Genomic DNA, 25,995 nt, shown 5'->3' with positions numbered 1-25,995 from the left:
AGGATACTAAATGCTCTTTTTAAGATGGTCATTAGCATTAATAATATCAGCATTATTTTTTGCTCTACTTGTATATTATAGACGAACTGTTGTATTAGAATTACCAGAGTTTAAGAAAAACTATGGTTATGAGGAATTAGAGGAAAATTATAAGAGTAGGTATCTTATGCTTAAAGTTCTTATGATGGTACTAATCGTAATAAACAGTTTCATAGTATTTGTTGGTTTTCAAATAGTTAGCAGTAAGCTATTTTTAGCAGCGGACATCATTTATAGTGTGAGAAGTGAATATTGGATTTTGCCATCTGTTGCTGTATCGGTGCCTTCTTCAGTGCTTTTAGCTAAAAAAATATTCAAAGTTATTTTATTAGGAGAATATGAAGAACTGGTAATTTATATTTTTGCACGGAAAGGTTGTCTATCTATAAAGAGCATGATTTTAAAAAACATATATAAAAATGTTGTTTATAAGATTGTGTGTAGATTTTTAATTTGTATATTTTTCATATATGTTGTATTTGGATTTTCTTATTTTTCCGAATTTGGAAACGATAGAATACAGTTAAATGAATACAATACATTAATACAGAAAAATTATAAGTATGATGATGTAGCATATATAATTGAAAAATTCGCTTGGGATGGGCATAGGTTTATAATTGTATTTAAGGACGGTGAGAAATGGAGTAGCAAAAATATACTTTATAACATAACATCTCAAGATGATTATAAATACATGAAGAAGATAGAAGAGCGGAGTGGAATTAAATCAATTGAATTAAAATAACTAGTAATATAGAATTTATAAATTACTAGTTATTTTAACTATATATAGTGCATTAAAGAATTTAATTATCTATAGTCCAAATAGGATTATAGATATCTTTTTCATCGATAACAGATAACTGAGTATCCCAATACTTAATTCCAAGTTCTTTTTGATAAATGCTTAAAAAACCAGAAAAACCTACATTGCTAGCTGAGTAAGAAGGAGAAAAAGGGGTGCCGGTAATTTGTTCAAGTAAATTTATTGTTGAGAAAAAAGTATAATTTTTCTTTACTTCCTTTAAAGCTAGTTTTGCTTCAGCTAATAATAGTTCGTCTAAATTCATTTTTACCTCCTGTTAAATTTTTACCATATATAATATATTATTTAGTATCTAAATTGATGAACAAAAATTAATTTTTTTAGAAAAAAATTAGCAATAAAAAGAAAAGATTTTTGGTGAAATATTAAGTAAATATATCAAAACATGAAAAAAGAATAAAATTTAATTAAAAACGATAATAGTAATTGACGATTTAAAGAGAAAAATGTAAAATAATAATAGGCGAAAGATAAATCAAATGAAATACAAAAGTAAAAGCAAACTAAAGATGATAAAATAATAAACAAATGAAAAGTATATGCAATTGCATATAAAGATTTAGAGACACAAAAGAAAAGTATTGATCAATAGAGTTTAAGATAACTTTATTTTAGTTGAATAGAAGAGGGGCGTACATGCCCCTCTTCTATTTTGATATAGAATATTATTAATGTTACTATAAAGTGAAAAATATATTGCTTTTATATAAAATAGTTGTATAATATTATATGTGATGCAGGTGTGGCGGAATTGGCAGACGCACTAGACTTAGGATCTAGCGCCTACGGCGTGGGGGTTCGACTCCCTTCACCTGCACCAAATATGCGGAAGTGACTCAATGGTAGAGTGTCACCTTGCCAAGGTGAAAGTTGCGGGTTCGAATCCCGTCTTCCGCTCCAAAAAAAAGAACAGCATTTAAGCTGTTCTTTTTTTTATATTTAAATTGTATTTACAGATTAATTACTATTATAATTACCATGATAGTTTTAATACCAAATGCTCTAATTTTAAATCTTCTAACATTTCATAAGTGTAAAAGTAATTACCCATTAAACAAAAAATTAAATCATCTGTAAGATAACCTTCTTTATAAAGTTTCATTTTTTTAGTTAATCTTTTAAGTGAATTATTAGTTATATCTAACATAGAGTAAAGTTCCTGAGTAGTATAATATCTTTTATGAAGTAAAGTTAATAATTTACTTTGGAGTTCTAACTTATATTTTAAATCTATTTCGGGACTTTTATGAGGTCCATTTTTGCCGCGATGATGTTCTTGACATAGATATTTATAATTTAGTGGGAAATCTAGTCCGCCTTGACTTCTGTGAATAATGTGATGAATATCAGCTTTTTTACCACAAATCTCACAATAATACAATAATGTTATTCCTCCTTAAAATAATGTATTTTATAATATTATTATATGATAATAATCATAAAAGTTCAATTGTATAAGGAATCCAATTTATTGAAGAAAAATTTATGATTCACTTGATATAGGGTAAGAAATACTGTATAATTAAGATGTAAATAAATGTAAGAAGAGGGTGGTATGATGAGACAAGCTTACAATTCAAGTGATTACTGGAAAGAACAAATAACACGAAGTAAAACACTTAGGGGGCGCATGTTCTTAGAAGAGCCAATCACAAATAAGACAGTCTATCTTCATAGTTTGATATTTTGTAAAAATACTGGTATAGAAAATCTTTGGATGCCAATACCTTCGATTAAGTTTTTGGTAGGTTATATTGAGTATTCCTTTTTACAAGAGGCTTTTTATAAATGGGCTTTTTGCGGAAAAGGAAATGATAAGCCTTCAATAGATATATCTAATATGTATACAGAGGAGATAATTACTCTAGCTATTAAAAATAACAAAATATCCAAGACAGAAGCACATAATATGAAAAGACATTTGTCTATGGTTAAAAAGTGTTGGGACCTTTCTAATGAAGAAATTCTTACAGAGTTAAAGAAATTTACTAGAGATTTTAATAAGACCTGGTTAGGAGATAATACAGAGTTTTTGTATTTGAAAATTTTCACAAGTGCCAAAGAATTGGCTGATTTTGTAATCGATACCACAAATATGACAAGCATCGGGGAAAAGTTTGAGAAGGAGTTAGGTATAGATCAAGAAGGATTTAGAAAGATATGCTTAATGGCTTCAGAAGATGCAGAATGTGAAAAGAAATTGAAAAAAATACTTTCAAGAAAGCTTACAGAAATTTTATAATAGCAATAGCCTATAGTATTGACAATATAAACCACAATTAATATAATGAGATTTGTAAGTGCGTCTAATACTTCTTTGATAAGTAAGAGACGCACTGATTTTTGGGGTATCGCCAAGCGGTAAGGCAACGGACTCTGACTCCGTTATTCGTAGGTTCGAATCCTACTACCCCAGCCAAATAACTTTTATTAAATATATATATTAAATTTGTATAGATGTTGACAAGTCATAATGTATATTATATAATGATTCTTGTGTTCAAAATGCGGGTGTAGCTCAATGGTAGAGCCCTAGCCTTCCAAGCTAGTTACGTGAGTTCGATTCTCATCACCCGCTCCATAATATGCACCATTAGCTCAGTTGGTAGAGCACCTGACTCTTAATCAGGGTGTCCCCGGTTCGAACCCGTGATGGTGCACCAAAAAAGACCTCGAAATTTAATTTCGAGGTCTTTTTTTTACTCTATAGAAACTTATAATTCGTTAAAGTCTGAACAAAGTATTAGTTGAACTTAAACTCTATAGCATCTATAAGGAGTAAAAAAAACAAATAATTGTGGATTAAATATAATATATGTTAAAATTGATATATGAAGACATTTTTTTAGTAGAAGTGGAGAGTGAAACGAGATGTTTAGTCCAGAAGAAATACAAAGCTTAAATGAATTAGAGTTTTTACTATATAATTATGTAGTTAAAAATTCTGAAAAAGTAATATATATGAGAATAAGGGATTTAGCAAAGGAGGTACATGTATCCACCACTACAATATTAAGATTTTGCAAAAAGATGGATTGTAATGGATTTTCTGAATTTAAGGTTAAACTAAAGATGTTTTTAGAGGAACAAGAAAAACAAATCTTAAACGACGATAAAACCGTTTTTTTGGAATTCTTAAATAGAGCATCATCAAAGGATTTTGATGAACTTTTGAATAAAGCGTGTAATATAATACATGATTCAGCTGAGGTGTTATTTATTGGCATAGGGAATTCAGGCGGTATAGCAGCTTATGGAGCTCATTACTTTTCTTCATTAAATAAATTATCATCTTCTATATCAGATCCTTTTTATCCAGTAACAGGAGAAGTAAAGGAAAAAAGCTTGGCTATAGTATTATCAGTTTCAGGGGAAACTCCAACTATAATTAGTCATGCTTCAAGATTAAAAAGCAACAATTGGAAGATTATAAGTATTACAAATAGTAAAAACTCAACTTTAGCACAAATGTCTGATATAACTATAACTTATTATGCACAATATCAGACTTATAAATATTATGATATAACTACACAATTGCCAGTAATGTATATTATTGAAACCTTGGCAAAGAGAGTATTTAACTTAGCTCAAAATGAGAAGAAATAGAATTCTGAAACAATAAAAACAACTTGTTTTTTTTACGTAACAATTTACAAGAAGCAATATACGTTTTTTAGTGCCCCGAAACTATTTACAGACTTTATGGAAACGAATACTATAGTTTATGAGGGGAGGCGATATAGCATGATATACAGAAAGCTTGATGAATTTCAACAAGGTTTCCTATGGGGATCGGCATCCGCAGCTTATCAAGTAGAAGGAGCATGGAATGAAGATGGTAAAGGCCCATCAGTTTGGGACAAATACGTTAGAATTCCCGGAACAACTTATATGAACACAAATGGAGATGTAGCTGTTGATAATTATCACAGATACAAAGAAGATGTGGCTTTGATGGCTGAAATGGGCCTAAAAGCGTATAGGTTTTCAATAGCTTGGAGTCGTATCTATCCAGAAGGAAATGGACAAGTTAATGAAAAAGGTTTAGAGTTTTATGATAACTTAATAAATGAATTAATAGCTCATAAAGTAGAACCTATAATTACAATATATCATTGGGATATACCACAAGGCTTACAAGATCAATATGGTGGTTGGGAGTCAAGAAGAATAATTGATGACTTCAATGAATATTGTATAACATTATATAAAAGATTTGGGGACAGAGTTAAATACTGGGTAACACTTAATGAACAAAATGTATTTATAACTCATGGTTATGAAAGAGAATTACACCCACCTAAGGTTAGGGATAGAAAGAGAATGTATCAAGCAAATCATATTGCTAGTTTAGCTAGTGCTAAGGCAATAGCTTCATTTAGAAAATACGTTCCAGATGGTAAAATTGGTCCAAGTTTTGCTTTTTCACCAATTTATCCACATAGTCCAAAACCAGAAGATGTACTAGCTGCAGAAAATGCAGAAGAACTTACAAATTATTGGTGGCTAGATGTATACGTTTGGGGTGAATATCCTAAGATAGCATGGAACATCTTAGAAAAAGAAGGTGTAACACCAACTATCGAACCAGGTGATATAGAAATACTTAAAGCTGGAAAACCAGACTTTATGGGAATTAACTACTATAGAACAACTACAGTAGAATTAAATCCTTTAGATGGAGTTGGAGATGTTCAAATGAACAACTCAGGTAAAAAGGGAACTACAGCTGAAAGTGGAGTGCCAGGGGCATTTAAGACAAAGAGAAATGAATTCCTAGAAGCAACAAATTGGGATTGGGAAATAGATCCTCAAGGGTTAAGAGTAGGAATGAGAAGAATCTCAAATAGATACAAATTACCTATGTTAATAACAGAAAATGGATTAGGTGAATTTGATAAATTAGAAGAAAACGATGTAATTAACGATGACTATAGAATAGAATACTTAAAAAAGCATATTGAAGCTTGCCAAGGTGCCATAACAGATGGCGTTGAACTAATTGGTTACTGTACTTGGTCATTTACAGATCTATTAAGCTGGCTTAACGGATATCAAAAACGTTATGGTTTTGTGTATGTTGATAGAGATGAAAATGATGAAAAAGAATTAAGAAGAATTAAGAAAAAAAGTTTTGAATGGTACAGTAATGTTATCAAATCAAATGGGCAGCAATTATAATTAACATATTTGAAAGGGGTCCTTAATATGAAAAAGATTTTACTTGTATGCGCAGCAGGTATGTCCACAAGTCTACTAGTTAATAAAATGTTAGACGCTGCAAAAGAAAAGGGGGTGGAAGTAGAGATAACAGCATTGCCAGTTTCAGAAGCTAGCAAACTTGTAGATCAAGTTGATATGGTTCTTCTTGGACCACAAGTTCGTTTCCAAAAACCTCAAGTTGATGCTTTAGTTAAGGGAAGAATTCCTGTTGAAGTAATTGACATGAGATTATATGGAACAATGAATGGAAAAGCTGTTTTAGAAGGTGCATTAACAAAAATCTAAAAAGTTAAATCTTAAAAAATGGGTAAAAATTAATTTGGGTAAAAATTAATTTAATCAAAACTGATGGAGGGGATTAATTTGAATAAACTAGAAGCAGTAATGGAAAGATTATTAGTTCCAGTTGCTACTAAACTTAATGCTCAAAGACACGTAATAGCAGTGCGTGACGCATTTATTTTAACATTTCCAATAACAATGGCGGGTTCAATTATAGTATTAATTAACTTCGCAATATTAGCACCAGACGGATTTATAGCTAAAATTCTTCATTTAGGAGATATTTTTCCTAACTTAAGTGCTGCTCAAGCAGTATTATCACCAGTATTAAACGGTTCTACTAATATACTAGCAATTATGATAGTTTTCCTTATAGGTAGAAACCTTTCTTTAAATATGAAGGGTGATGACTTATTAGCAGGTTTAACAGCTGTATCAGTATACTTTATACTTTATCCAGGTTCTGTAACTATTGAAGGTGTTGGTTACCTAAAGAGTCAATATTTAGGACCACAAGGTTTATTCGTTGCTTTAATAGTTGGTCTTTTAGTTGGTGAAATAGTAACTAGACTTTCTATGTCAGAAAAGTTAAAGATAAAATTACCACCAGAAGTACCACCAGCAGTTGCAAGAGCTTTCGTAATCTTAATTCCAATAATCATTGTAACTGTTATATTCTCAGTAGTTAACTATGCTATTACAAGAGCATATCCAGATGGAATTCACGCATTAATTTATAAAGTATTACAACAACCATTAACAGCTTTAAGTAATAACGTTGGTTCTATAATTGTATTTGCATTAGTATCTAACTTCTTATGGATCTTAGGTATTCATGGACCAAATACAGTTGCTGCAATCAGAGACCCATTATTTGCTGAAGCAAACCAAGCAAACTTAAAATGGGTTAATGATAATGGAACAGCTTGGGGAGCACCATTCCATGCTACATGGGCAGTTAACGATGCATTCGCTAACTATGGTGGATCAGGATGTACTTTAGGTTTAATAATAGCAGTATTCATTTTCTCTAAGAGAGCTGATTACAAAGATATTATTAAATTATCAGTTGCACCAGGATTATTCAACATCAACGAACCAATCATATTTGGTTTACCAGTTGTATTAAATCCAATATTAATAATACCATTCGTATTAGCACCAGTTATAAATATAATTATTGGTTACTCAGCAATTCAAGCTGGACTTATTCCACCAATTGCTTATGGAGTTCCATGGACTACTCCAGGACCATTAATAGCATTCTTAGGAACAGGCGGAAACTGGGTAGCATTATTAGTAGGTCTAGTATGTTTAGCAGCAGCTACACTTGTTTACACTCCATTCGTTATAGCAGCTAATAAGACTGCTGAAAGAGAACAACAAGCTCAAGCTTAATAATTATTAAATAGCTTCAGGGGGAGATACCATTGAAAAATTATTTGTGCTTTGATATAGGTGGAACCGATCTAAAGTATGGTTTACTTACTGAAGAAGGGGAAATCTTAGAAAAAGGTAAAACTCCTACTGATAGATTTAATGGTAAGGCAATATTAGACAATATTATAAGAATTTATAATGAATTTAAGAATATACAAATATCAGGGATTGCGTTAAGCATCCCTGGTTTTGTTAATTGCTTTACAGGATATATCGAAGTGGGAGGAGCTATTCCAGACTTTAATGATTTTAATATAAAGGAATATATAGAAAAGGAATTGAATATTCCTGTTTCTGGTGAGAATGATGTAAATTGCGTAGCTTTAGCAGAGAAGTGGAAGGGTAGCGCAAAGGAAGATGATAATTTCTTATGTATGACAATTGGTACAGGTATAGGTGGAGCATGTTTCTTAAATGGGGATCTTTATAGAGGTGCTACATATATGGCTGGAGAATTTGGTTATATGATCACTCATGGAATAAACAATAATGTTCCTTCAGAATGTACATTAAGTAGATCAGGTGCAATACTAAGCCTTAGAGAAGAATATGCAAAGGCTAAAAAACTTCCATTAGAAAAAGTGACAGGAATAGATGTATTTAACGCTATGGAAAATGGAGATCCTATTGCTAAGCTGGAAATAAATAAATTTTATGATCATTTAGCAGTTGGAATTCATAATTTATATTATGTTTTAAATCCAGACAAGATATTGATAGGTGGAGCAGTAAGTCAAAGAGAAGACTTGATTAACGAATTAAGTTGGAGAGTTACTGGACTAAGTGATCTTGGACATAGAATCAAAGTAGAAGCTTGTTTACTAAAAAATGACGCAGGATTAATCGGAGCATTATATCATCATTTAAAAGTTATAAAATAATTAGGAAAAGAGGTAATAAATATGGATCCAATGGAATTAATTGCATTTAATATTATAAGTAATGTTGGTATGGCTAAGTCATTAGCTGTTGAGGCATTAAGAGAAGTTAGAGGTGGAAATAAAGAATTAGCTGCCGAAAAATTAAAAGAAGCAGATGGATATATGGTTGAAGCCCATCACTCTCATGCTGAATTAATACAAAAAGAAGCATCAGGTGAAAAAGTAGAGTTTTCTCTAATATTAATGCATGCAGAAGACCAAATGCTAAGTGCAGAGACTATTAAAGAATTAGTTAAAGAAATGATTGAAATGTATAATGATTTAAAGGAAAATAAATAATATACTTAGCATAAAAAATCCAACCTTAGGTTGGATTTTTTTTACTTTTTAGAAATTTATAATATTTTAAAGTTCAGGATAACTTTTAAGTTTTAAACTATTATTACGATAAATATAGTAGGGTATATAATTTTATATAAATAAAAGTAAGGTTAATAGGATGGTATATATGATGCTATTAGACGCTTTAAATATAAAAATTAATAATGGATTAAATACACTAATCACACTTTTGATGTGTGTATTTATAATTTTTATTATGTTATATTTATTAAAAGGGATAAGAAGATTACAGCGAGAAAATGAAAAGTTAATTAGAGAGATAAATTTATTACATGAAAAGTACTTATACGAAGAGGAAAAATACAAGAAGCTAGATAACATTAAAAATGATTTTCTATCATTAATATCTCACGAATTGAGAACTCCTCTTACATCTATACTAGGATTTACAAAGATTATAAGAAAAAAATTTTTGAAATTCATAGTTCCTGAATTAGAAAAAAATGAATCTTTAGATGAAAAAATTTATTATAATAAGGAACTAATAAAAGTAAATCTAGATATTATTATTACAGAAGCAGAAAGACTTTCTTCTATGATAGAAAATATTTTAGATATTACAAAAATTGAATCGGGAAATGAGATTCTAAGAAGAGAGTCCTTAGTTATAGGACAAACGATAGTAAAAGGTATATTAGCTACCTACTCCCTAGCTCAAGAAAAAGAAATAGAAGTAGAAGAGGACATAGAAGTAGGGATTCAAAATGTCTGGGGAGATGAAGAGAAAATTTTACAAATAATTATTAATCTTATAAGTAATAGCCTTAAGTTCACGCCGGTGGGTGGAAAAATTAATGTAAAGGTAAAGCAGCTTAATGATGAATTTATAGAGGTTAGTGTAATTGATAATGGGGTTGGAATTGATGAAAAATATTTAGGCGTTATATTTGAGAAATTTAAACAAGTTGAAAATGGAGATGGAAATAAACCCAAAGGCACTGGCTTAGGGTTATATATAAGTAGAAATCTTGTAGAACTTCAAGGGGGAACTATTGGAGTGACTAGCCAAGAAGGAAAAGGAAGTCGTTTCTATTTTACTTTACCCATATATAAAGGAGATGCATTAGGAAATGAAAGTATTAGTAGCTGATGATGAACTTCCTATTAGAATGCTAATGGAACAAACATTGGAGGATATAGAAGGAATTGAGTTATTTTTTGCTAGTAATGGAGAAGAAGCTTTACATGCAATTTCAGAAGAAAATCCAGAGATTGTTTTTCTTGACGTGATGATGCCGGAATATGATGGATATGAAGTTTTAGAGATTGTACATTCACATAAAGAGTATGATAATATGAGAGTGATATTACTTACAGCTAAAGGGTCTGAAACTGACATAAGAAGAGCCGAAATGTATAATATAGATTTATATATAACTAAACCTTTTGATCCTGATTTTATTTTGGATAAAACAACAAAAATAATAGAAGAAATTAAAAGATATAATCAATAAGAGGATAAAAAGATAGCAATCTTTTTATCCTCTTATATTTTTTATTTTAATAATGAAATAAATTTATTCATGTCATATTTTCCAAGAACTGCAGTTCTATCAATATTTTCAGGGTTATCACCCAAATCTGCTGTTCCGCCAGAAAGATTAAAGGATATAGAGTATCCAGCATCTTTTGCTGCCTTTTTAGTATCTTGATTATATTTACCAAATGGATAACAAAAAGTGTTAATTGGTTTTCCTATAATTTTTTCTAAATCAGCTTTAGAGTCTTTCGCTATTTTTAGCTGTTCAGCATAACTAAGTTTGTCAAGTTCTTGATGGTTTGTAGTATGAGAACCAATGTCAATACCATTCTGAGACATTTCAACTAACTGAGCAGAGTTCATATAATAACCATTGTCACCTACCCCAGAAGTTATTATAAAAATAGTTGCATTCATACCTAGTTCTTTTAAAATAGGATATGCTACTTGGTAATTGTTAAGATAACCGTCATCAATAGTGATTAAAACTGACTTCTCAGGAACAGGTTTTTTATTTAAAATATAATCACTAAATTCATCAATGGTTAATGTAAAATAGCCATTATTTTTTAAATATTCTAGTTGTTCTCTAAACTTTGCTGCAGTTACGAATAAGTCTGACTTATCATCACCAAAAGCGTGATAGCATAAAACAGGAATTTCCTTAGGAACAACTAATTTTTTCCCTTCAAATCGATCTTTTTTTACAGGTTCCTCTTTTACAGGTTCTTCTTTTGCTGGAGAAGTTATTGTTGTATCTTTAGTTGTTTTGGCAGTTGTATTAGCATTATCTGAAAGAGTAGCTATAGAAGATTTTTTTGAATTATTTAAATTTACGATTCCGTAAGCACATAATGCAACATCGATTATTAATAATACAATAATAACTTTTAAAATGCGTCGCTTGTTTTTCATAGTGTATCCCCCTTAGTTTTACATAATAATATTATAGCAAGTAATGCGTATTAAATAAAGTTTATAAAGATATTATTAGTTATACACAAAAACTGTGGATTATATGTGTATAAGTTGTTGATTAGTATGTTAATAATAGACAAATAGAAACAAATAATATGTTAATAATATTTTTGAGGAGGTAGAAAAATGAAGAAAATAGGAGTAATTAGCATAATTTGTCTGTTTATGTTAAGTTGTATTAAAGTAAGTGCTGTGGAAAAAACTGTGGATAATTCTCCAGGATGTCAGGTTGTTAAATTTAGAGAGGAGTTTAAAAAAGTAGATGAAGATATGATAAAAGGGGAATTAAAGTATCCATATTTAATAGATGAGAAAAATGAATTTATTAGCAGCATTAATAATGATTTAAACAATGATATTGAAGTGTGGATATCTGATTTAAAAGATTTATCTGTAAAATATAAGGAAGATATGAAAAAAAATAATTTATCTGAGATTAGGCCTTTTGAGGTTGCAAGCAATTATAAAATAACATTAAACAGATGTCCATATTTAAGTTATTATATAGATTTTTATCAGTATACTGGGGGAGCACATGGAATTACTACAAGAAAAACTTACAATTTCAATATAAAAGACAAGAAATCAATTGAATTAAAAGATTTGTTTATAGAAGGATATGATTACAAGAAGGTTATAAATAATGAAATAGCCAATCAGATACAAAAAGATAAGGATAACTTCTTTGAAGAAGGTAAGGCATTTAAGGGAATAAGTGATGATCAAAGGTTTACAATAGGACAAAAAGGAATTGAAGTATATTTTCAGTTATATGATATAGCGCCCTATGTATACGGAATACCTACATTCAATATTCCTTATGAGCTTTTAAAAGATGGATTAAAATAAGCGAGAAAGTCATGGGTTTCTGTGACTTTTTTATTTATGATATCCACTTATTGTAAGAATTCAAGTATAATAATAACAAGAGCAAAGTTACGCATAAGGAGGAGGGGGGAAATATTAAAACTTTTGATTATTCTTCGATTTTTTTTAGGGTGTTAGTTGCATTATATGCATTGATTATTAGTATAAACTTTAATAAAGAGCAATTTAACAGAATAATTATCTTTTATTTGTTAATTTATTTCTGTATCTCAATAGGTTTTTATCTTTTAGATAGGCAAATATTAAAAATATTATTTTTAATTTTTGAAGTAATGGTAATTTATGTATTGTATAAAATTAATCCAATCTTTATGATTCTTGGTTCACAAATTATCTCTGAATTATTTGAATTTAATGAATTAGTTAAGTATGGGTCAATGGTTTTAATAAGTATTTTAGGGATAGTAATTACAAACGAGAATAAGTTTTTATTCTATCTTCTTCTATTTATTACATATACCTCTTTAAGCATAATTAAAAGTTATTTTGAGAAGACAGATAGCTTAGAAAAGGAAAATAGAGAACTTAGAAAAAACTTAACTTACTACAATAAATTAGTAGAGAATTCTAAGGATTTTGAAGAACAAATTTTATATACAACTCAACTTGAAGAGCGAAATAAAATATCTCAACAGATGCATGATAAAATTGGACATGTAGTGGCAGGAAGTCTAATGCAATTAGAGGCGGCTAAAAGTATAATTGAAGAGGATACGGAAGCATCTAAAAAGTTACTAGAAGGAACTATTTCTGTACTAAGAAATGGTATTGAAGATATAAGGATAACATTGAGAAATATAAAGCCTTTGAAAGAGGAGTTAGGAATTAATAGACTTAAGTTAGAAGTAGATAGATCACTCAAACATTCTTCAATAAATGGATATATAAACTTTAAAGGGGAACTTAACAACATTAACTATAACCAATGGAAAGTAATAATTGATAATACAAAAGAGGCATTAACTAATACAATAAAGTATTCTAAAGCAAAGGATTTTTGGGTTAATATTCATGTAATGAATAAAATGCTGAAGGTGGAACTGAAAGATAATGGTGTTGGATCAAGTATAATTACAAAAGGTTTAGGGATTGCTGGTATGGAGCAAAGAGTTCAGGAGTTAGGAGGTAATATAACTTTAGATGGATCTAGTGGATTTTCTATAGTTATATTAATGCCTATATAAATAGTAAAAAAAGTGAGTTGGGGAGAGATAATATGATACGGTTATTAATTGTTGATGATGATGAGTTAATAAGAGAAAGTCTGAAAATTATTCTAAAGATGGATAACAATATTGAAGTAGTAGGTACCTGTGATAATGCTTTAAAGGCTATAGAAATATGCAGCAGTAATGAAATAGATATTGTATTACTAGATGTTAGAATGCCGATAATGAATGGAGTAGAAGCTACAAAAGAATTAGTTAAAAATAAAAAAACTAAGATTATCATATTAACTACCTTTGATGAAGATGAATATATAAGAGAGGGTATTAAAAATGGAGCTTCAGGCTATTTGCTTAAGAGCACGCCGCCAAAAGATATAATACAATCAATAAAGATGGTTGCTGCAGGTAATCATGTATATGGTAGTGAAATAATAGAAAAGCTAAAAGATTCATTAGAGAAGAAAACAACTATAAATAAAGAATTATTTACAGAAAGGGAACTTCAAATAATGGAAGCTATTTCTGAAGGCTTATCAAACAAAGAGGTAGCTGCGAAACTCTTTATATCTGAAGGAACAGTGAAGAATTATATTAGCAGTATTCTAGATAAGACGGATTTGAGTCATAGAACTCAAATTGCTATATATTATATAAAAGGAAGTATTTAAATAATGACAAAAGTCATATATAAGTTGTGACCTTCTACCCTAAGAAAGTAGAAGGTTTTTTATTATACTTAAAATATAAGTTAGAGGAGGGAATATAATGAAGATTTTAAATATAAACAATTTAGAAAAGAGATATGGCAATTTTCTAGCAGTAGATAATATTTCACTATCGGTAGAGGAGGGGGAAGTATTTGGACTATTAGGACCTAATGGTGCAGGAAAGAGTACAACCATAAATATAATTATAGGTCTTCTAAAGAGTAATGGCGGAGAAATACAGATCTTCGGAAAAGATCAAAAAAGACATGAGAAGGAAATAAAAAAGAAAATAGGAATAGTACCTCAAAACTTAGCAATATATAGAGAATTATCAGCAGAAGAAAATATTAAATTCTTTGGATCAATATATGGAATTAAAGGAAAAGCATTAAATGAAGCAGTAGAATATGCTTTAGAGTTTACTGGACTTTTAGAGCATAGAAAGAATAAAGCTAAAAATTTCTCAGGTGGAATGATGAGAAGACTTAATATAGCATGTGGAATAGTTCATAAGCCTGAGTTTGTAATTATGGATGAACCTACGGTAGGAATAGATCCTCAGTCTAGAAATCATATATTAGAATCAGTAAAAAAATTAAATAAAAATGGATGTACTGTTATATATACTTCTCACTACATGGAGGAGGTTGAAAATTTATGTAATAGGATTGCCATAATGGATAAAGGAAAGATAATAGCAGAGGGAACTCAAGAAGAGTTAATTACAATGGTTTCAGATACTCAAAACTTAGAAGTTGAGATTTCAGATATTAAAAAAATTGATAAGGAAGAAATTCTAAATATAAAAGGTGTAAAAAGTTTAATTATTAAGGATGAGGTTCTAAATATAAATTCTCTCAGAGAAGTGAGTAATCTTAATTTAATTATTGATTACCTAACTGCCAAAGAAGTAAAAATTAGAAATATAGGATATACAGATATTAACCTTGAGACTGTATTTTTAAATTTAACAGGAAGAAATTTAAGAGATTAGAGGTGATATCATGAGAAAGATATTTGCAATAATTAAATATGATATTCTAGCAAATAAATCAAGTAAGTATATCATAACAATTTTGTTTTATCCAATAGTACTAACTTTAGTGTTAGGATTTGTATTGAAAAATGTATTCTATTCTAATTATGAAATGGAAAAAGTCAAAGTATATTATGTTTCAGATGGAAAAGAAGTAAGTACTCAATTTTTTGATGTGTTTAAGTCATTGCAGGGAAAAATAGATTTTGATATGGAAAAAGTACAAGATATAAATGAGGCCAATGAAAAAATTAGAAAAAATTATGATTCGCTAGCAATAAGTTTTACTGATAAAGAAGTAAAAGTTTATAGAAATAATAATGGAAGTGTTTCAACTGAAATTGTTTATGGAGTTTTAAATACAATTGCAGATAAATTTAATGTAATGTATTCTATTGAGAAAATAAATCCAGAGGCCATTCGAGATATTGATTTTAGTGAAGTTCAAAAAGACTTTACAGATTTTAAGAAGATAGAGTTAAAAAGAGAAATGACTTCGTATGATTACTATGGAGTAGCAGAATTCACCATGATAATTATGTATATAAGCTTGTTTTCATTAGGAATAATAAACACTCAAAGAAGAAATGGGACAGAAGGAAGAATATTTCTTGCTGGAGTATCAAAGCTTCAATATATTATTTCTAGAATCTTAAGTATGACTATATTTAATATGGTATTAATGACAGTTCCATTTATCATACTTAAGGAGATAATAGGAATTTATTATGGGACGGATTTAGTAACATTGTTTACCATTTTTATAACATTAAATATTTTCGCAGCAGCCTTAGGAGTAACTTTTGGTTTCTTATTTAAAGAGGAAAGAGTAGCAAATACAATGCTTCAGGCTGTAGTTATTCCAGCATTAACTTTTTTAGGTGGAGGATATGTTTATTTTGGTGATAACATCCCCTTTGTATTTGATATAATCACAAAGTTTTCACCACTTAGATGGGCAAATAGATCAATAATAAACATGATTTATGGTGGCGATTATAGCAAAATCCCAACATCAGTTGTAATTAATTTAACTCTAACATTAATATTAATCCTAATTTCTTATTTAAAGATCAAGGGAGAGGAGAAGTTATCATGAGTGAATTTTTTTATCTAGTAAGAAAAAATCTGAAGCTAATATTTAATTCAAAGTTAATAATTGCACAGTTACTAATTCCAGTTGCAGCAACCCTTGCATTTATAAAATTATTTTCATCAATGGGTGGGACTTTAAATTATGGTGTTATAGATTTAGATAAAACTACAAGCTCAAAATATGTTATTGAGGGGACCAAAGTTAATAAAGGAAATATTACGTATTTTGAAAATGAAAGTGAATTAGAGCAAAAGATAAAAAATAGAGAAATAGATGGAGCATATATAATTCCTAAAGGATTTGAAGATGCAATACTAAAGGGTACAGATAATAAGATATCAATAATTATGGGTAGTGATAGCAGTTTAAAAAATTCATTAAAGTCTAGTATAAACGATAAATCAGGAACACTATCAGAAATGGCCCAAGGAGCTAAAGGAATTAAAGAAGCCTACTATAATATTATGGCTGAGAGTGGTAATAAAGTCATTAGTGTTAACCAGTATAATTTAGAAGACAAAAAATATGATTTTCAAGTAACTCAAATGTCTGTTGGAATATTGATATTCTTTATGATGATAAGGGCTAGCGCTACGTCTGATATTATGCTAGAAGAAAAAAGGAGTAATTGCTATAGTAGGATATTTGCTTCACCAGTAACTCCGTTAAAATTCATTGGAGCAAATATACTAGCAAATTTGTCGATACTATTGATACAAATGTTGCTGACTGTATTTTTTATGAAATGGGTGTTTAAAATAGCTACAGGGGTTCCAATGCCAATGCTACTATTTGCTCTATTATTAATTTCATTAGTTGCTATAGCATTTACAACAATGATGGGAATAGCAATAAAAGATGATAAAATATCTGGGCTTGTGAGTAATTTGTTAATAAACGTAAGTTGCATGATAAGTGGATGTTTTGTTCCAGTTGAATGGATTCCACAGAATATAAGGAGCATATCTTATGTATTTCCTCAAAGCTGGGTTATGGATATATTGGAGAAATATCAAAATGGAATAGGAGATTTTAAAGATATTTTAATAAATATAGTAACTCTTATAGCATTTATAGTGACATTTTTAGTAATTGCAGCATATAAAATAAAATATTCTAATAAAGAAATGAGTCTAGTGGGAGAGTAATAAGTTGTAATTCATTGACAGGGGATTAGATGTTTAATATAATAAATATATTATTTTATAAGGAGGGTAGATTATGACTAATATAATTGGTACTGTAAAGTTTAAAATAAATAAACAGTGGAAATATAGCAGCTCAGTAATGAAAAGTGCAATTTTGGACTTCTACGGGAGAAGTGCGTCCACTTTTAGAATAAGTACTAATTATATATATAATCTTGGCTCTAATAAATAATATTTTGTTAAATTAGTTATTATTTAAGAAGTTTAGACTCAAGGTAAATATCTTGAGTCTTTTTATATAAGAATAAGTACTTTATTTATATTGGATACACTTTTTCATATAAGCCTTATTATGTCTTTGATTTTGAATTAAAACAAGGACAGGGGCTTATTTTTATTTGAATTAAATGATTTTTGAAGGAGTGTATATCAATGAATATGAAGAAAAGTTTAAATAAAAATATATCAATAAGCTATGTTTATAGTTTTTTAATACAATTAAATGTAACATCAGCAATTTGGGTACTATATCTTGCATTTAAGGGAATGTCATTGGTTCAGATAGGGTTAATAGAATCAATTTATCATATTACTAGCTTATTATTTGAGTTACCAACTGGAGCAATTGCAGATTTATATGGGAAGAGATTTACCTTAATACTTGGCAGAATTCTTCAAATTATATCAAGTATTCTAATGATAACAGCTAATAGTTTTTTAGGATTTACAATAGCATTTTTATTTTGTGCAGCAGCTAAAAATTTAAATTCAGGTTCCGCAGAGGCATTAGTATATGACAGTTTAAAAGGGCTTAATAAAGAAGAAACATATAAGCTAGTATGGGGGAAACTTGCATTTTTTATGTCAATTGCCCAGGGAATAGCAGTGCTACTAGGAGGAATACTCGCAGATTTAAGTTTTATATATGCATATATTTTAGGGTTAACGGTAGAAATCATAGCCTTAATAATAACCTTTGGATTTACCGAAGTTACTACTGAGAATAGATGTAAAGAAAATAATGTATTAATTGGACAATTAATCACGAGTGTTAAAGTATTGAAAGTAAGAAAAGTAGTTTTATACTTAATTTTATTTTCTGCTTTGATAGGAAGTCTTCAAACAACCGTATTCTTTTATTGTCAAAAGTATTTTGAGGATTTAGATTATACTAAAACATCTATAGCATTAATTTGTGCACTAGGCAGTTTGGTTGAAGCAATATTCTCAAAATATGCATATAAGATTGAGAATTTCTTTAAAATTAAAGGGATAATAATTGGAGTATCTATGGTAAATATAATAGCACTATTTGGTCTTGCAGTATGGAAGAACCTATCGGTAGTTTTCTTTTTATTAACTTCTATAGCTGGGGGATTAGCATATACGATTTTAAGTGATTGCATTAATTCAAGAATACCATCAGAGTATAGAGCAACAATACTTTCGGTGGATAGCTTATGCTTTAGTTTATTCATGATTTGTATTTTCCCTTTATTCGGGTTTATAGCAGATAAGATTGGTTTTACAATGACCTTTGGAATAGTTGGGGGGATGTATATTCCTGCAATAGCATTTATACTTTTAAAATTAAGAAAGTACAAAGTTATAGAAGATAGTGAAGATTTAAGAAAATTAGGAAATTGTTAATCATAGCCTCAAGAAATATTTTTTCTTGAGGCAATTTCTATAAAAAGTTAGTAGTATCATGAATTTTTCTTCAAAAAAACTATATAATTTACATATATAGTAAATTGGTAAGGGGAGTTATTATGAATTATATTTTAAAACTAGAAGAAAGAACAACACAAAATATATTGGCCATGGTATTACTAGTAGATCTTGCTATTTCAGAAGTTTTAAAGTTAAATGTAACCTTTGTATTAGGATGTATGCTTGCAGTAATATATATTTCATATTTGAAAATTATAAGGCCAATTTTAGCTAGAAAAAAATATACAAATATTATAACTACATTTGTACGCATAATATCAATGGATGAAATAATAGGCTTAACTACTATAATAATTTTAATAGGTGTAATAGAGATTATTAATATTAGACAACAAAATGGATTACTTCCAAAGTTAGTTTCTTTTAGTGATATAACAACAATAGCACTTAATATTACATCTATATTAGTACTTAGCATAGTTATATTCAGTTATGTAATGTATAAGAAATATAATATCCAAATGATTAGTGAAGGCTTGTTATTAAGTGATGGTGAGTTAATACGATGGGATGAAATAAAAATAATTCAAAAAGAAGAAGCTGAAGATTATGTTGTTTATTTATTATTAATAAATGAGGAATCCAGTGCACATAAAATTAAGCTCAAAATAAATAAATCTGTAACTGAGATAGCAGAAAAGAAATTTAAAGATAATAGTATTTATATATAAGAAAAGAGAACCTGTAATATTAAGCATTACAGGTTCATTTTATTTAACTTCTAACTTTTGGACTTGTTCCGTTACCTCTAAAGCCAGGACCATCAGATATTTTTCTACCTAATCGAGTAACCTTGCCAGTAATACATCCTCTGCAGTGAGCAGGGGTATCACTAATACATATCTTTCCTGGATAAAGAGCGTATAGTGCTCTATATTCTCCTTCAGTTACATTTGGCATAACAACATTTGCACCAGATTGTAATGCTATAACTCTACCATCCTTATTCAGAGATTCCATAGCAGTAGTGGCAGGTATGTTAATGTCAGGAAGAACTAATCTAACTAAGGCCATCATTTTTAAGGCTAGAGTGAAATCTCCACCTTTCTCATTAGCTAAAGGTGTATCTTCATTAGGGATAAATGGTCCTATACCAATCATATCAGCATCTAATTCCTTAAAGAACAGGATATCATCAGCTAAAGATTCCAAGGTTTGTCCAGGAAGACCTACTAATGCCCCAGAGCCAACTTCATAGCCTAGATCTCTTAAGTCTCTAAGACATCTTTTTCTTTCTTCATGGCTCATTCCAGGATCCATATCTTCATATAATTTTTTATCAGTTGTTTCAATTCTTATTAAGTATCTATCTGCGCCAACCTCTTTAAACGCCTTGTATTCTTCAAAAGTTTTTTCACCAAGACTTAAAGTAATAGCTACTCCTAAAGCTTTAATATCAGAAACTATTTTCTTCATTTTTTCAACAGTAAAATAATCATCTTCCCCGCCTTGAAGTACAATGGTTTTATATCCATAGCGAACAGCTTTATTAACAAAATCCATTATTTCTTCATAAGAAAGTCTATATCTCTTAAGATTTTTATTATCTCTTCTTAGACCACAGTAAAGGCAATTTCTTTTACAAATATTTGTGAATTCTAATAATCCTCTTAAATGAACATAGTCACCTAAGTATTCTTGTCTAACAGCATCAGCAGCTTTAAATAATTCATCGTTAATACTATCATCTTTTAGTATTTCAAGTATTTCTTCTTTGCTAAGGATATGGGTTTCCTTACCTTTGTTAATTAAGTCAATTGTATTCATAAATTCCTCCTAATGGAAAAAAATTATCTAAAAATAAAGACTATAGAAATTATACTATATTATTTTACATTAAAAAAGAATATTTATCTTATTTTTATTCTAAATGGAAATTTATCACAAAAAAAATACGCTTTTCATAAAATACTATATAACAATTTATGGAGTGAAGGCATTGTTATACGCATTAATATTAGCCGGAGGAAAAGGGACAAGGCTTTACCCCCTTTCAAGAGGAGCAAATCCAAAGCAGTTTCTTAAAGTAGTTAATAGCAAAAGCTTCTTACAAAATACTGTTGATAGAATAAACCCACTAGTGGAAAAAGACAATGTTTATATAGTGACCAATAAGGACTATCTCCCAAAAATAAGGGAGGAATTAGAAGGGTTTAAGGAAGAAAATATATTTTTTGAACCTGAAAATAAAGAAACTGCCACTTGTATAGGTCTTTCAGCCGTTAAACTCCTTAAAAAAGATAAGGATGCTCTTATGATAGTTCTTCCATCAGATCATCATATTGAGGGTGAAAAAAACTATATTGAGACTTTGGAGCAGGCAGTAGAGATTGCAGAAAGAAGAAGAGGTATAGTAACCTTAGGAATTGATCCAACTAGACCAGAGACTGGATACGGATATATAGAGATGGGTGAGAGAATAGGAGGAAATTTTCCATCATATAAAGTAGCTAGATTTACTGAAAAACCAAACTTGGAGGTAGCAAAGGATTTTTTAATTAAGGGAACTTATCTATGGAACTCTGGGATGTTTATATTTAGAGCGGATGTAATACTAAGAGAAATAGAAAAATATATTCCTAAAATGTATAAATCTCTTATGGAAATATATAAAAGTTTAGGAGAAGAAAATGAAGAAGAGGTAATAAAGGAGCAATATAAACTTATCGATGGAATATCAATAGATTTTGGAGTAATGCAGAAAACTAGAAGAGCCTATGTGATAAAAGGTGAGTTCTTCTGGGATGATATAGGGAGCTTTGGAGCACTGAGTAGATTTCTTAATAACCAAAATTCTAACTCAATAACTAATGGGGTTTTTCTCGAGGAATGCGAAAATTGTTCAGTATTTGGAAATGATAAAAACCTTATAATTGGGTTTGGAATTAAAGATTTAGTAATAGTAGATGCTGGTGATGTAATACTAGTAATGGATAAAAGCAGAGATCAAGAAATAAAGCATTTATTTAATACCATAGGAGAAAAAGAGAACTTAAAAAGGTATTTGTAAAAAGCCTTAGGTGAAAGCCTAAGGCTTTTGCTTATATGAAATTTGATATACTTTCTCTAAATTGTTTAGGCGTTAAGCCGGTATATTTTTTGAAAGTTTTAGAAAAGTGCTTTTCATTACTATAACCAACTAGCTTTGCCACTTGATAATTTTTTAATGTGCGGTTTTTTAGGAGTTCCTTAGATTTTTCAATTCTATAACTGTGAAGAAATTCTAAGAAATTTACTCCTGTTTCTAATTTAAATAATTGACTGAGATAGGTTGGGGTTATATATATAACCTTAGCAGTAGTTTCTAAAGATATATCTTTATTATAGTTATTAATTATATAATTCATGGCAGCAGATACTAAAGAATTGTTTTTATGATTTTTATTAAATTCATTAAATATTTTATCTATGATTAACTTTACCTGATCCTTAATTTCATTTATGGTTTGGCATTTTAATATTCTATGAAAAGGTGAAAAATCTTTAGTGGAGGCGAAGTCAATATTAATATCATTTTCTATACAAAACTTATAAATGCTACCTAATAGTGATAAGGTTGACCCTTGTAAATAATTTTTTAAAGGAAATCCACCTTTTGATAATGAATAATAAAAAGATTCAATATACTTGTCAATAATTAAGTTATCACCAGTTCTCAAGGCATTTATTATAGCTAGTTCTTCTTCAACAGGGTAGAAACTTTGTTTTGATTCTGAGTCTTTTACGTCATGGATAGAAATTAATATGTCATCACCTAAATAGAATTTTGAATTAATAGCAAGGTAAGATTCTTTATAACATTTATCAATTTCTTTTAAATCAGTAACAGGGTCACCTATTCCAATGCTTATTGTGAAACCAAGGTTAGCCTTTATAGAGTCTTTTAAGCTTAGTAATGATTGTTTAATTTTCTCATAAGAGTAGCAGTTATCAGATATAAATAAAATTAGTACTATATATTCCTTATAATCCAATGATTCAATGGTAAATAGACTACTTAGACTACTATAAATCAAATTTTTAATAGAAATTTTAATTGAGTTGATATCTATTTCATTATAGATATCATAAATCATTGAGGAATAATCTAAAGATATAACTGGTACTAAAATATAATTAAAATCATTTTGAATATTATACAGGTTAAGTTTTGATAGCAGACTTTCGCTTGAATAATTGTGATTACCTAGTATAAGTTCTGTAAATAACTTTTCCTTAAGGGTTAAGATGTTTTCGTTTAACAGCGCTTCTTTTGAACGTTCAAAATCTAATGTTTTCTTTACATTCAAAACAACATCTAATATTTCAGATGGCTTACAGGGTTTTAAAAGATAATTTGACGCACTTAATTCAATAGCCTTTTTAGCAAAAGAAAAATCATCATATCCACTTAAGATTATGCATTTTGATTTTATTTTTATTTTAGTTAGTTCTTCAAGAACCTCTAGACCAGTCATTTTTGGCATTTTTATATCCATAATAATTATATCGGGCTTAAGGCTAATAATGCTATCCAATGCATCTAATCCATTATCAGCCTCTCCAACTACTTCTATATCATAATCTTCCCAGGATATTAAAGACTTTATTCCATCAATTAAATCTATCTCATCGTCAGCTAAGAATAACTTGTACATAAATTAAACCTCTCTTATATAAAATATACTATTTATTAATACTCTTGTTGAGTGGGATGGAAATTGTAACAGTGGTACCTAAATTAAGTTCGCTTGTTATAATTAAAGTATAGTTATCACCATAATAAAGTGATAAACGTTGATTAACATTTCTTATTGCATAACCATTTTTTGTACTTAATTCATCAATTCTCTCAAGGCTTAATAAATTGTTTATAGTTTTATTATCCATACCTTTACCATTATCAATTATTTGAAATACTATAAAATCTTCTACTAATTCGCCAGAAATAATAATAAGACTTCTATCATTATCTTCTTCAGTACCATGTATTATTGAATTTTCAACAAACGGTTGAATAATAAGCTTAGGTATTGAGTAATTAAGAATTTTATCAGAAAAATTGATTTTATATTTTAACTTGTCTCTGTATCTTTTTCCTTGAAGCAGAAGATAGTTTTCAATAAAGTCAGCTTCTTCTTTTACTGAAATAAATTCTCTGCCATTGCTTAAAGTTATTCTAAATAGTTTTGAAAGAGCATATACCATATCACTTATTTCAGTTTGCTTAGATTTTTCAGCTTTCCAGAAAATCATGTCTAAGGTATTGTATAAAAAATGAGGATTAATCTGAGCTTGCAAGGCCTTAAGTTCTGCTTCCTTTTCCTTAAGCTGCAATTTATATACACTGTTAATTAACGTTTGTATATTATCAATCATGTCATTATATTCCAAAACTAACATTCCAAATTCATCCTTATACTTAAAGGTAACCTTTTCCTTGAAATTCCCTTTCTTAACTAATCTCATTGAAGCTAATAATTCCTTTAATGGAAGAGTTAATCTTGTTGATAAAAATATTGAAAGTAAAAAAGATATAATAAAGCATCCTAAAATTACTCCAAAAGTAAGCTCCATAATTGAGTGTAGATTTTTAAAGATCTCTTTTTCCGGTGTAAGGGAAATTATCTTCCAATTGCTATTTGTAATATTATCAAAAGTAGCTATATAATTAGAACCTTTAAGTTTTACAGTATTATATCCAGAAGCGGATTTGATATATGGAATAATAGAGTTTAAGCTTTCTGGGCTATCCATTACATTATAAGGGTCATTTAGAGCAATTAAGTTATTATTGCTATCTAAAATTAAAACACTGTTTGAAGAAACCTTTAATTCTTGAGCATACATATTCTCTATGGTTGAAGAATTAATACAAATAACCATAAGACCACATTCCTTAAGGGTGTTTGTATCTATTATTGTTCTAACCATAGCAATTTTATTGTTTTTATTATCAGATATAAAAGGAGTATCTCCACTTTTGAGTTTAAACCAAACAGGTTGTCCCTTCATCTTATGTGCAAGATTATATATATCGTCTTCTTTAAACTTGTCATAGGGCTTTAGACCTGTACTTCCATCTTTGCTTAAGTAATAATTTGCTCCAAGATCACCATAAATAGCCATAAAACTAATATAGTCTTTTGAAGCAAGGAGTATATTTAATGGTTCCAATCCATACTTTGTGAAGTTTTGATTATCATTAGAAACTTCTTCAGTTTTTACATAAGATTGGACAAGTGGATTTAAGCATATAAAAGTTGATAAATCGATTACATCTTTTTGCAGAAAATCTATATTAGAACCTATTTGCTTTATATCTTTAACATTAACTGAAGTCATTTGTTCCTTTAGAGACTTTGATGATACTAAATATGAATATCCCCCTAAAATTAGTGAGATAAAAGAAATAATAGTCATAAAAAATATAATCAATTTATTTTTAAGGGTCATATTTATATAAATTTTATTAAAATTTCTACATATACGTTTTAACATAGACATAAAAAGCCTCCGAGTAGATATAAATTAATTTTATATTAAAGAATAATAAATTTCAAATATTTCCACAAGAGGTAAAATATAAACTTCTAAAAAATGAGACCATTTTCATAAATTTGAATACTATTATTTAAATGAAAAGGTTTATATAATTACTCTAGCAGTATAAATGTCAGA

Annotated in this window: 26 protein-coding genes and 5 tRNA genes; 25 read left to right on the top strand and 6 right to left on the bottom strand. The window is 29.0% G+C overall.

Annotated elements, in window-relative coordinates:
* Positions 1-10 precede the first annotated feature (10 nt).
* The gene (locus tag PTZ02_RS16360; RefSeq protein WP_274228854.1) at positions 11-787 is read left to right on the top strand and encodes a hypothetical protein; all 777 of its coding nucleotides are present in this window, start codon (positions 11-13) and stop codon (positions 785-787) included.
* A 61-nt stretch (positions 788-848) separates the two neighbouring features.
* On the opposite strand, the gene PTZ02_RS16355 is transcribed toward PTZ02_RS16360, so the two are convergent.
* Positions 849-1,112, bottom strand: coding sequence for a hypothetical protein (locus PTZ02_RS16355; RefSeq protein WP_274228853.1), 264 nt, complete (start codon positions 1,110-1,112; stop codon positions 849-851).
* 492 nt (positions 1,113-1,604) lie between these two features.
* On the opposite strand from PTZ02_RS16355, the gene PTZ02_RS16350 reads away from it, so the two are divergent.
* Both PTZ02_RS16350 and PTZ02_RS16345 read left to right on the top strand, forming a co-directional pair.
* Positions 1,605-1,688: transfer RNA gene (locus tag PTZ02_RS16350), tRNA-Leu, on the top strand.
* Positions 1,689-1,693: 5 nt separating this feature from the next.
* Positions 1,694-1,768 (top strand) — tRNA-Gly (locus PTZ02_RS16345).
* 73 nt (positions 1,769-1,841) lie between these two features.
* On the opposite strand, the gene PTZ02_RS16340 is transcribed toward PTZ02_RS16345, so the two are convergent.
* Positions 1,842-2,249: an HNH endonuclease gene (locus PTZ02_RS16340; RefSeq protein ID WP_274228852.1), complete on the bottom strand. Its 408-nt coding sequence runs from the start codon at positions 2,247-2,249 to the stop codon at positions 1,842-1,844.
* Between the two features lie 174 nt (positions 2,250-2,423).
* Here PTZ02_RS16340 and PTZ02_RS16335 point away from each other — a divergent pair, with 174 nt between their 5' ends.
* The 12 genes from PTZ02_RS16335 to PTZ02_RS16280 all read left to right on the top strand — a co-directional run bounded on the left by PTZ02_RS16335 (position 2,424) and on the right by PTZ02_RS16280 (position 10,553).
* On the top strand, positions 2,424-3,110 hold the full coding sequence (locus tag PTZ02_RS16335; protein ID WP_274228851.1) for a hypothetical protein: 687 nt from the start codon (positions 2,424-2,426) through the stop codon (positions 3,108-3,110).
* 102 nt (positions 3,111-3,212) lie between these two features.
* A tRNA-Gln gene (locus tag PTZ02_RS16330) sits at positions 3,213-3,287 on the top strand.
* A gap of 88 nt (positions 3,288-3,375) precedes the next feature.
* Positions 3,376-3,449: transfer RNA gene (locus PTZ02_RS16325), tRNA-Gly, on the top strand.
* Positions 3,450-3,455: 6 nt separating this feature from the next.
* Positions 3,456-3,531: transfer RNA gene (locus PTZ02_RS16320), tRNA-Lys, on the top strand.
* Between the two features lie 208 nt (positions 3,532-3,739).
* Entirely contained in the window at positions 3,740-4,477 is a 738-nt protein-coding gene (locus PTZ02_RS16315; RefSeq protein ID WP_274228850.1) for a MurR/RpiR family transcriptional regulator, read from the top strand.
* A 138-nt stretch (positions 4,478-4,615) separates the two neighbouring features.
* Complete coding sequence (locus PTZ02_RS16310; protein ID WP_274228849.1) at positions 4,616-6,052, top strand: glycoside hydrolase family 1 protein; 1,437 nt, start codon at positions 4,616-4,618, stop codon at positions 6,050-6,052.
* 27 nt (positions 6,053-6,079) lie between these two features.
* On the top strand, positions 6,080-6,379 hold the full coding sequence (locus PTZ02_RS16305; RefSeq protein ID WP_274228848.1) for a PTS sugar transporter subunit IIB: 300 nt from the start codon (positions 6,080-6,082) through the stop codon (positions 6,377-6,379).
* Between the two features lie 78 nt (positions 6,380-6,457).
* Positions 6,458-7,774, top strand: coding sequence for a PTS sugar transporter subunit IIC (locus PTZ02_RS16300; RefSeq protein ID WP_274228847.1), 1,317 nt, complete (start codon positions 6,458-6,460; stop codon positions 7,772-7,774).
* 32 nt (positions 7,775-7,806) lie between these two features.
* Positions 7,807-8,697, top strand: coding sequence for an ROK family protein (locus PTZ02_RS16295; protein WP_274228846.1), 891 nt, complete (start codon positions 7,807-7,809; stop codon positions 8,695-8,697).
* 21 nt (positions 8,698-8,718) lie between these two features.
* The gene (locus PTZ02_RS16290; protein WP_202768852.1) at positions 8,719-9,036 is read left to right on the top strand and encodes a PTS lactose/cellobiose transporter subunit IIA; all 318 of its coding nucleotides are present in this window, start codon (positions 8,719-8,721) and stop codon (positions 9,034-9,036) included.
* Positions 9,037-9,205: 169 nt separating this feature from the next.
* Positions 9,206-10,189, top strand: coding sequence for a sensor histidine kinase (locus PTZ02_RS16285; protein WP_274228845.1), 984 nt, complete (start codon positions 9,206-9,208; stop codon positions 10,187-10,189).
* Positions 10,170-10,553, top strand: a complete 384-nt coding sequence (locus PTZ02_RS16280) for a response regulator (protein ID WP_274228844.1) — start codon at positions 10,170-10,172, stop codon at positions 10,551-10,553. Before PTZ02_RS16285 ends, PTZ02_RS16280 begins: the two co-directional genes overlap by 20 nt.
* A gap of 41 nt (positions 10,554-10,594) precedes the next feature.
* On the opposite strand, the gene PTZ02_RS16275 is transcribed toward PTZ02_RS16280, so the two are convergent.
* Positions 10,595-11,494: a polysaccharide deacetylase family protein gene (locus PTZ02_RS16275; protein WP_274228843.1), complete on the bottom strand. Its 900-nt coding sequence runs from the start codon at positions 11,492-11,494 to the stop codon at positions 10,595-10,597.
* Between the two features lie 189 nt (positions 11,495-11,683).
* On the opposite strand from PTZ02_RS16275, the gene PTZ02_RS16270 reads away from it, so the two are divergent.
* From PTZ02_RS16270 to PTZ02_RS16230, 9 genes are all read left to right on the top strand, one after another.
* Positions 11,684-12,406: a DUF3298 and DUF4163 domain-containing protein gene (locus PTZ02_RS16270; protein WP_274228842.1), complete on the top strand. Its 723-nt coding sequence runs from the start codon at positions 11,684-11,686 to the stop codon at positions 12,404-12,406.
* 326 nt (positions 12,407-12,732) lie between these two features.
* Positions 12,733-13,629, top strand: coding sequence for a sensor histidine kinase (locus PTZ02_RS16265; protein ID WP_274228841.1), 897 nt, complete (start codon positions 12,733-12,735; stop codon positions 13,627-13,629).
* Positions 13,630-13,661: 32 nt separating this feature from the next.
* Positions 13,662-14,282, top strand: a complete 621-nt coding sequence (locus tag PTZ02_RS16260) for a response regulator transcription factor (protein WP_274228840.1) — start codon at positions 13,662-13,664, stop codon at positions 14,280-14,282.
* Between the two features lie 97 nt (positions 14,283-14,379).
* Positions 14,380-15,315, top strand: a complete 936-nt coding sequence (locus tag PTZ02_RS16255) for an ABC transporter ATP-binding protein (RefSeq protein ID WP_274228839.1) — start codon at positions 14,380-14,382, stop codon at positions 15,313-15,315.
* Between the two features lie 10 nt (positions 15,316-15,325).
* A complete protein-coding gene (locus PTZ02_RS16250; protein ID WP_274228838.1) occupies positions 15,326-16,456 on the top strand; it encodes an ABC transporter permease in 1,131 nt (376 codons plus the stop codon).
* Complete coding sequence (locus PTZ02_RS16245) at positions 16,453-17,601, top strand: ABC transporter permease (protein ID WP_274228837.1); 1,149 nt, start codon at positions 16,453-16,455, stop codon at positions 17,599-17,601. The genes PTZ02_RS16250 and PTZ02_RS16245 overlap by 4 nt, the downstream gene beginning before the upstream one ends.
* 73 nt (positions 17,602-17,674) lie before the next feature.
* On the top strand, positions 17,675-17,833 hold the full coding sequence (locus PTZ02_RS16240; protein ID WP_274228836.1) for a hypothetical protein: 159 nt from the start codon (positions 17,675-17,677) through the stop codon (positions 17,831-17,833).
* A gap of 200 nt (positions 17,834-18,033) precedes the next feature.
* Positions 18,034-19,251, top strand: coding sequence for an MFS transporter (locus PTZ02_RS16235; protein WP_274228835.1), 1,218 nt, complete (start codon positions 18,034-18,036; stop codon positions 19,249-19,251).
* A gap of 122 nt (positions 19,252-19,373) precedes the next feature.
* On the top strand, positions 19,374-20,006 hold the full coding sequence (locus tag PTZ02_RS16230) for a hypothetical protein (RefSeq protein WP_274228834.1): 633 nt from the start codon (positions 19,374-19,376) through the stop codon (positions 20,004-20,006).
* Positions 20,007-20,049: 43 nt separating this feature from the next.
* On the opposite strand, the gene hydE is transcribed toward PTZ02_RS16230, so the two are convergent.
* Entirely contained in the window at positions 20,050-21,102 is a 1,053-nt protein-coding gene (gene hydE / locus PTZ02_RS16225) for a [FeFe] hydrogenase H-cluster radical SAM maturase HydE (RefSeq protein ID WP_274228833.1), read from the bottom strand.
* Positions 21,103-21,274: 172 nt separating this feature from the next.
* Between hydE and PTZ02_RS16220 the strand changes: the two genes are divergently transcribed.
* Complete coding sequence (locus PTZ02_RS16220) at positions 21,275-22,345, top strand: mannose-1-phosphate guanylyltransferase (protein ID WP_202768838.1); 1,071 nt, start codon at positions 21,275-21,277, stop codon at positions 22,343-22,345.
* Between the two features lie 31 nt (positions 22,346-22,376).
* On the opposite strand, the gene PTZ02_RS16215 is transcribed toward PTZ02_RS16220, so the two are convergent.
* Positions 22,377-23,972 (bottom strand): response regulator, encoded by a 1,596-nt coding sequence (locus PTZ02_RS16215; RefSeq protein WP_274228832.1) that lies wholly within the window; start codon positions 23,970-23,972, stop codon positions 22,377-22,379.
* A 28-nt stretch (positions 23,973-24,000) separates the two neighbouring features.
* Positions 24,001-25,821 (bottom strand): sensor histidine kinase, encoded by a 1,821-nt coding sequence (locus PTZ02_RS16210; RefSeq protein WP_274228831.1) that lies wholly within the window; start codon positions 25,819-25,821, stop codon positions 24,001-24,003.
* Positions 25,822-25,995: the final 174 nt, after the last annotated feature.

This window comes from Clostridium sp. 'White wine YQ' (genome assembly GCF_028728205.1).
Classification (GTDB): Bacteria; Bacillota; Clostridia; order Clostridiales; family Clostridiaceae; genus Clostridium_T.
Note: the sequence above shows the minus strand (reverse complement) of the source record. Positions and strands in the feature narration are given on the sequence as shown.

Excerpts from the sequence above, each read along its gene's own strand:
- PTZ02_RS16360 (WP_274228854.1), top strand. The coding sequence starts at position 11 with ATGCTCTTTTTAAGATGGTCATTAGCATTAATAATATCAGCATTATTT.
- PTZ02_RS16355 (WP_274228853.1), bottom strand. The coding sequence starts at position 1,112 with ATGAATTTAGACGAACTATTATTAGCTGAAGCAAAACTAGCTTTAAAG.
- PTZ02_RS16335 (WP_274228851.1), top strand. The coding sequence starts at position 2,424 with ATGATGAGACAAGCTTACAATTCAAGTGATTACTGGAAAGAACAAATA.
- PTZ02_RS16315 (WP_274228850.1), top strand. The coding sequence starts at position 3,740 with ATGTTTAGTCCAGAAGAAATACAAAGCTTAAATGAATTAGAGTTTTTA.
- PTZ02_RS16310 (WP_274228849.1), top strand. The coding sequence starts at position 4,616 with ATGATATACAGAAAGCTTGATGAATTTCAACAAGGTTTCCTATGGGGA.
- PTZ02_RS16305 (WP_274228848.1), top strand. The coding sequence starts at position 6,080 with ATGAAAAAGATTTTACTTGTATGCGCAGCAGGTATGTCCACAAGTCTA.
- PTZ02_RS16290 (WP_202768852.1), top strand. The coding sequence starts at position 8,719 with ATGGATCCAATGGAATTAATTGCATTTAATATTATAAGTAATGTTGGT.
- PTZ02_RS16285 (WP_274228845.1), top strand. The coding sequence starts at position 9,206 with ATGATGCTATTAGACGCTTTAAATATAAAAATTAATAATGGATTAAAT.
- PTZ02_RS16280 (WP_274228844.1), top strand. The coding sequence starts at position 10,170 with ATGAAAGTATTAGTAGCTGATGATGAACTTCCTATTAGAATGCTAATG.
- PTZ02_RS16275 (WP_274228843.1), bottom strand. The coding sequence starts at position 11,494 with ATGAAAAACAAGCGACGCATTTTAAAAGTTATTATTGTATTATTAATA.
- PTZ02_RS16270 (WP_274228842.1), top strand. The coding sequence starts at position 11,684 with ATGAAGAAAATAGGAGTAATTAGCATAATTTGTCTGTTTATGTTAAGT.
- PTZ02_RS16260 (WP_274228840.1), top strand. The coding sequence starts at position 13,662 with ATGATACGGTTATTAATTGTTGATGATGATGAGTTAATAAGAGAAAGT.
- PTZ02_RS16255 (WP_274228839.1), top strand. The coding sequence starts at position 14,380 with ATGAAGATTTTAAATATAAACAATTTAGAAAAGAGATATGGCAATTTT.
- PTZ02_RS16250 (WP_274228838.1), top strand. The coding sequence starts at position 15,326 with ATGAGAAAGATATTTGCAATAATTAAATATGATATTCTAGCAAATAAA.
- PTZ02_RS16245 (WP_274228837.1), top strand. The coding sequence starts at position 16,453 with ATGAGTGAATTTTTTTATCTAGTAAGAAAAAATCTGAAGCTAATATTT.
- PTZ02_RS16240 (WP_274228836.1), top strand. The coding sequence starts at position 17,675 with ATGACTAATATAATTGGTACTGTAAAGTTTAAAATAAATAAACAGTGG.
- PTZ02_RS16235 (WP_274228835.1), top strand. The coding sequence starts at position 18,034 with ATGAATATGAAGAAAAGTTTAAATAAAAATATATCAATAAGCTATGTT.
- PTZ02_RS16230 (WP_274228834.1), top strand. The coding sequence starts at position 19,374 with ATGAATTATATTTTAAAACTAGAAGAAAGAACAACACAAAATATATTG.
- hydE (WP_274228833.1), bottom strand. The coding sequence starts at position 21,102 with ATGAATACAATTGACTTAATTAACAAAGGTAAGGAAACCCATATCCTT.
- PTZ02_RS16215 (WP_274228832.1), bottom strand. The coding sequence starts at position 23,972 with ATGTACAAGTTATTCTTAGCTGACGATGAGATAGATTTAATTGATGGA.
- PTZ02_RS16210 (WP_274228831.1), bottom strand. The coding sequence starts at position 25,821 with ATGTCTATGTTAAAACGTATATGTAGAAATTTTAATAAAATTTATATA.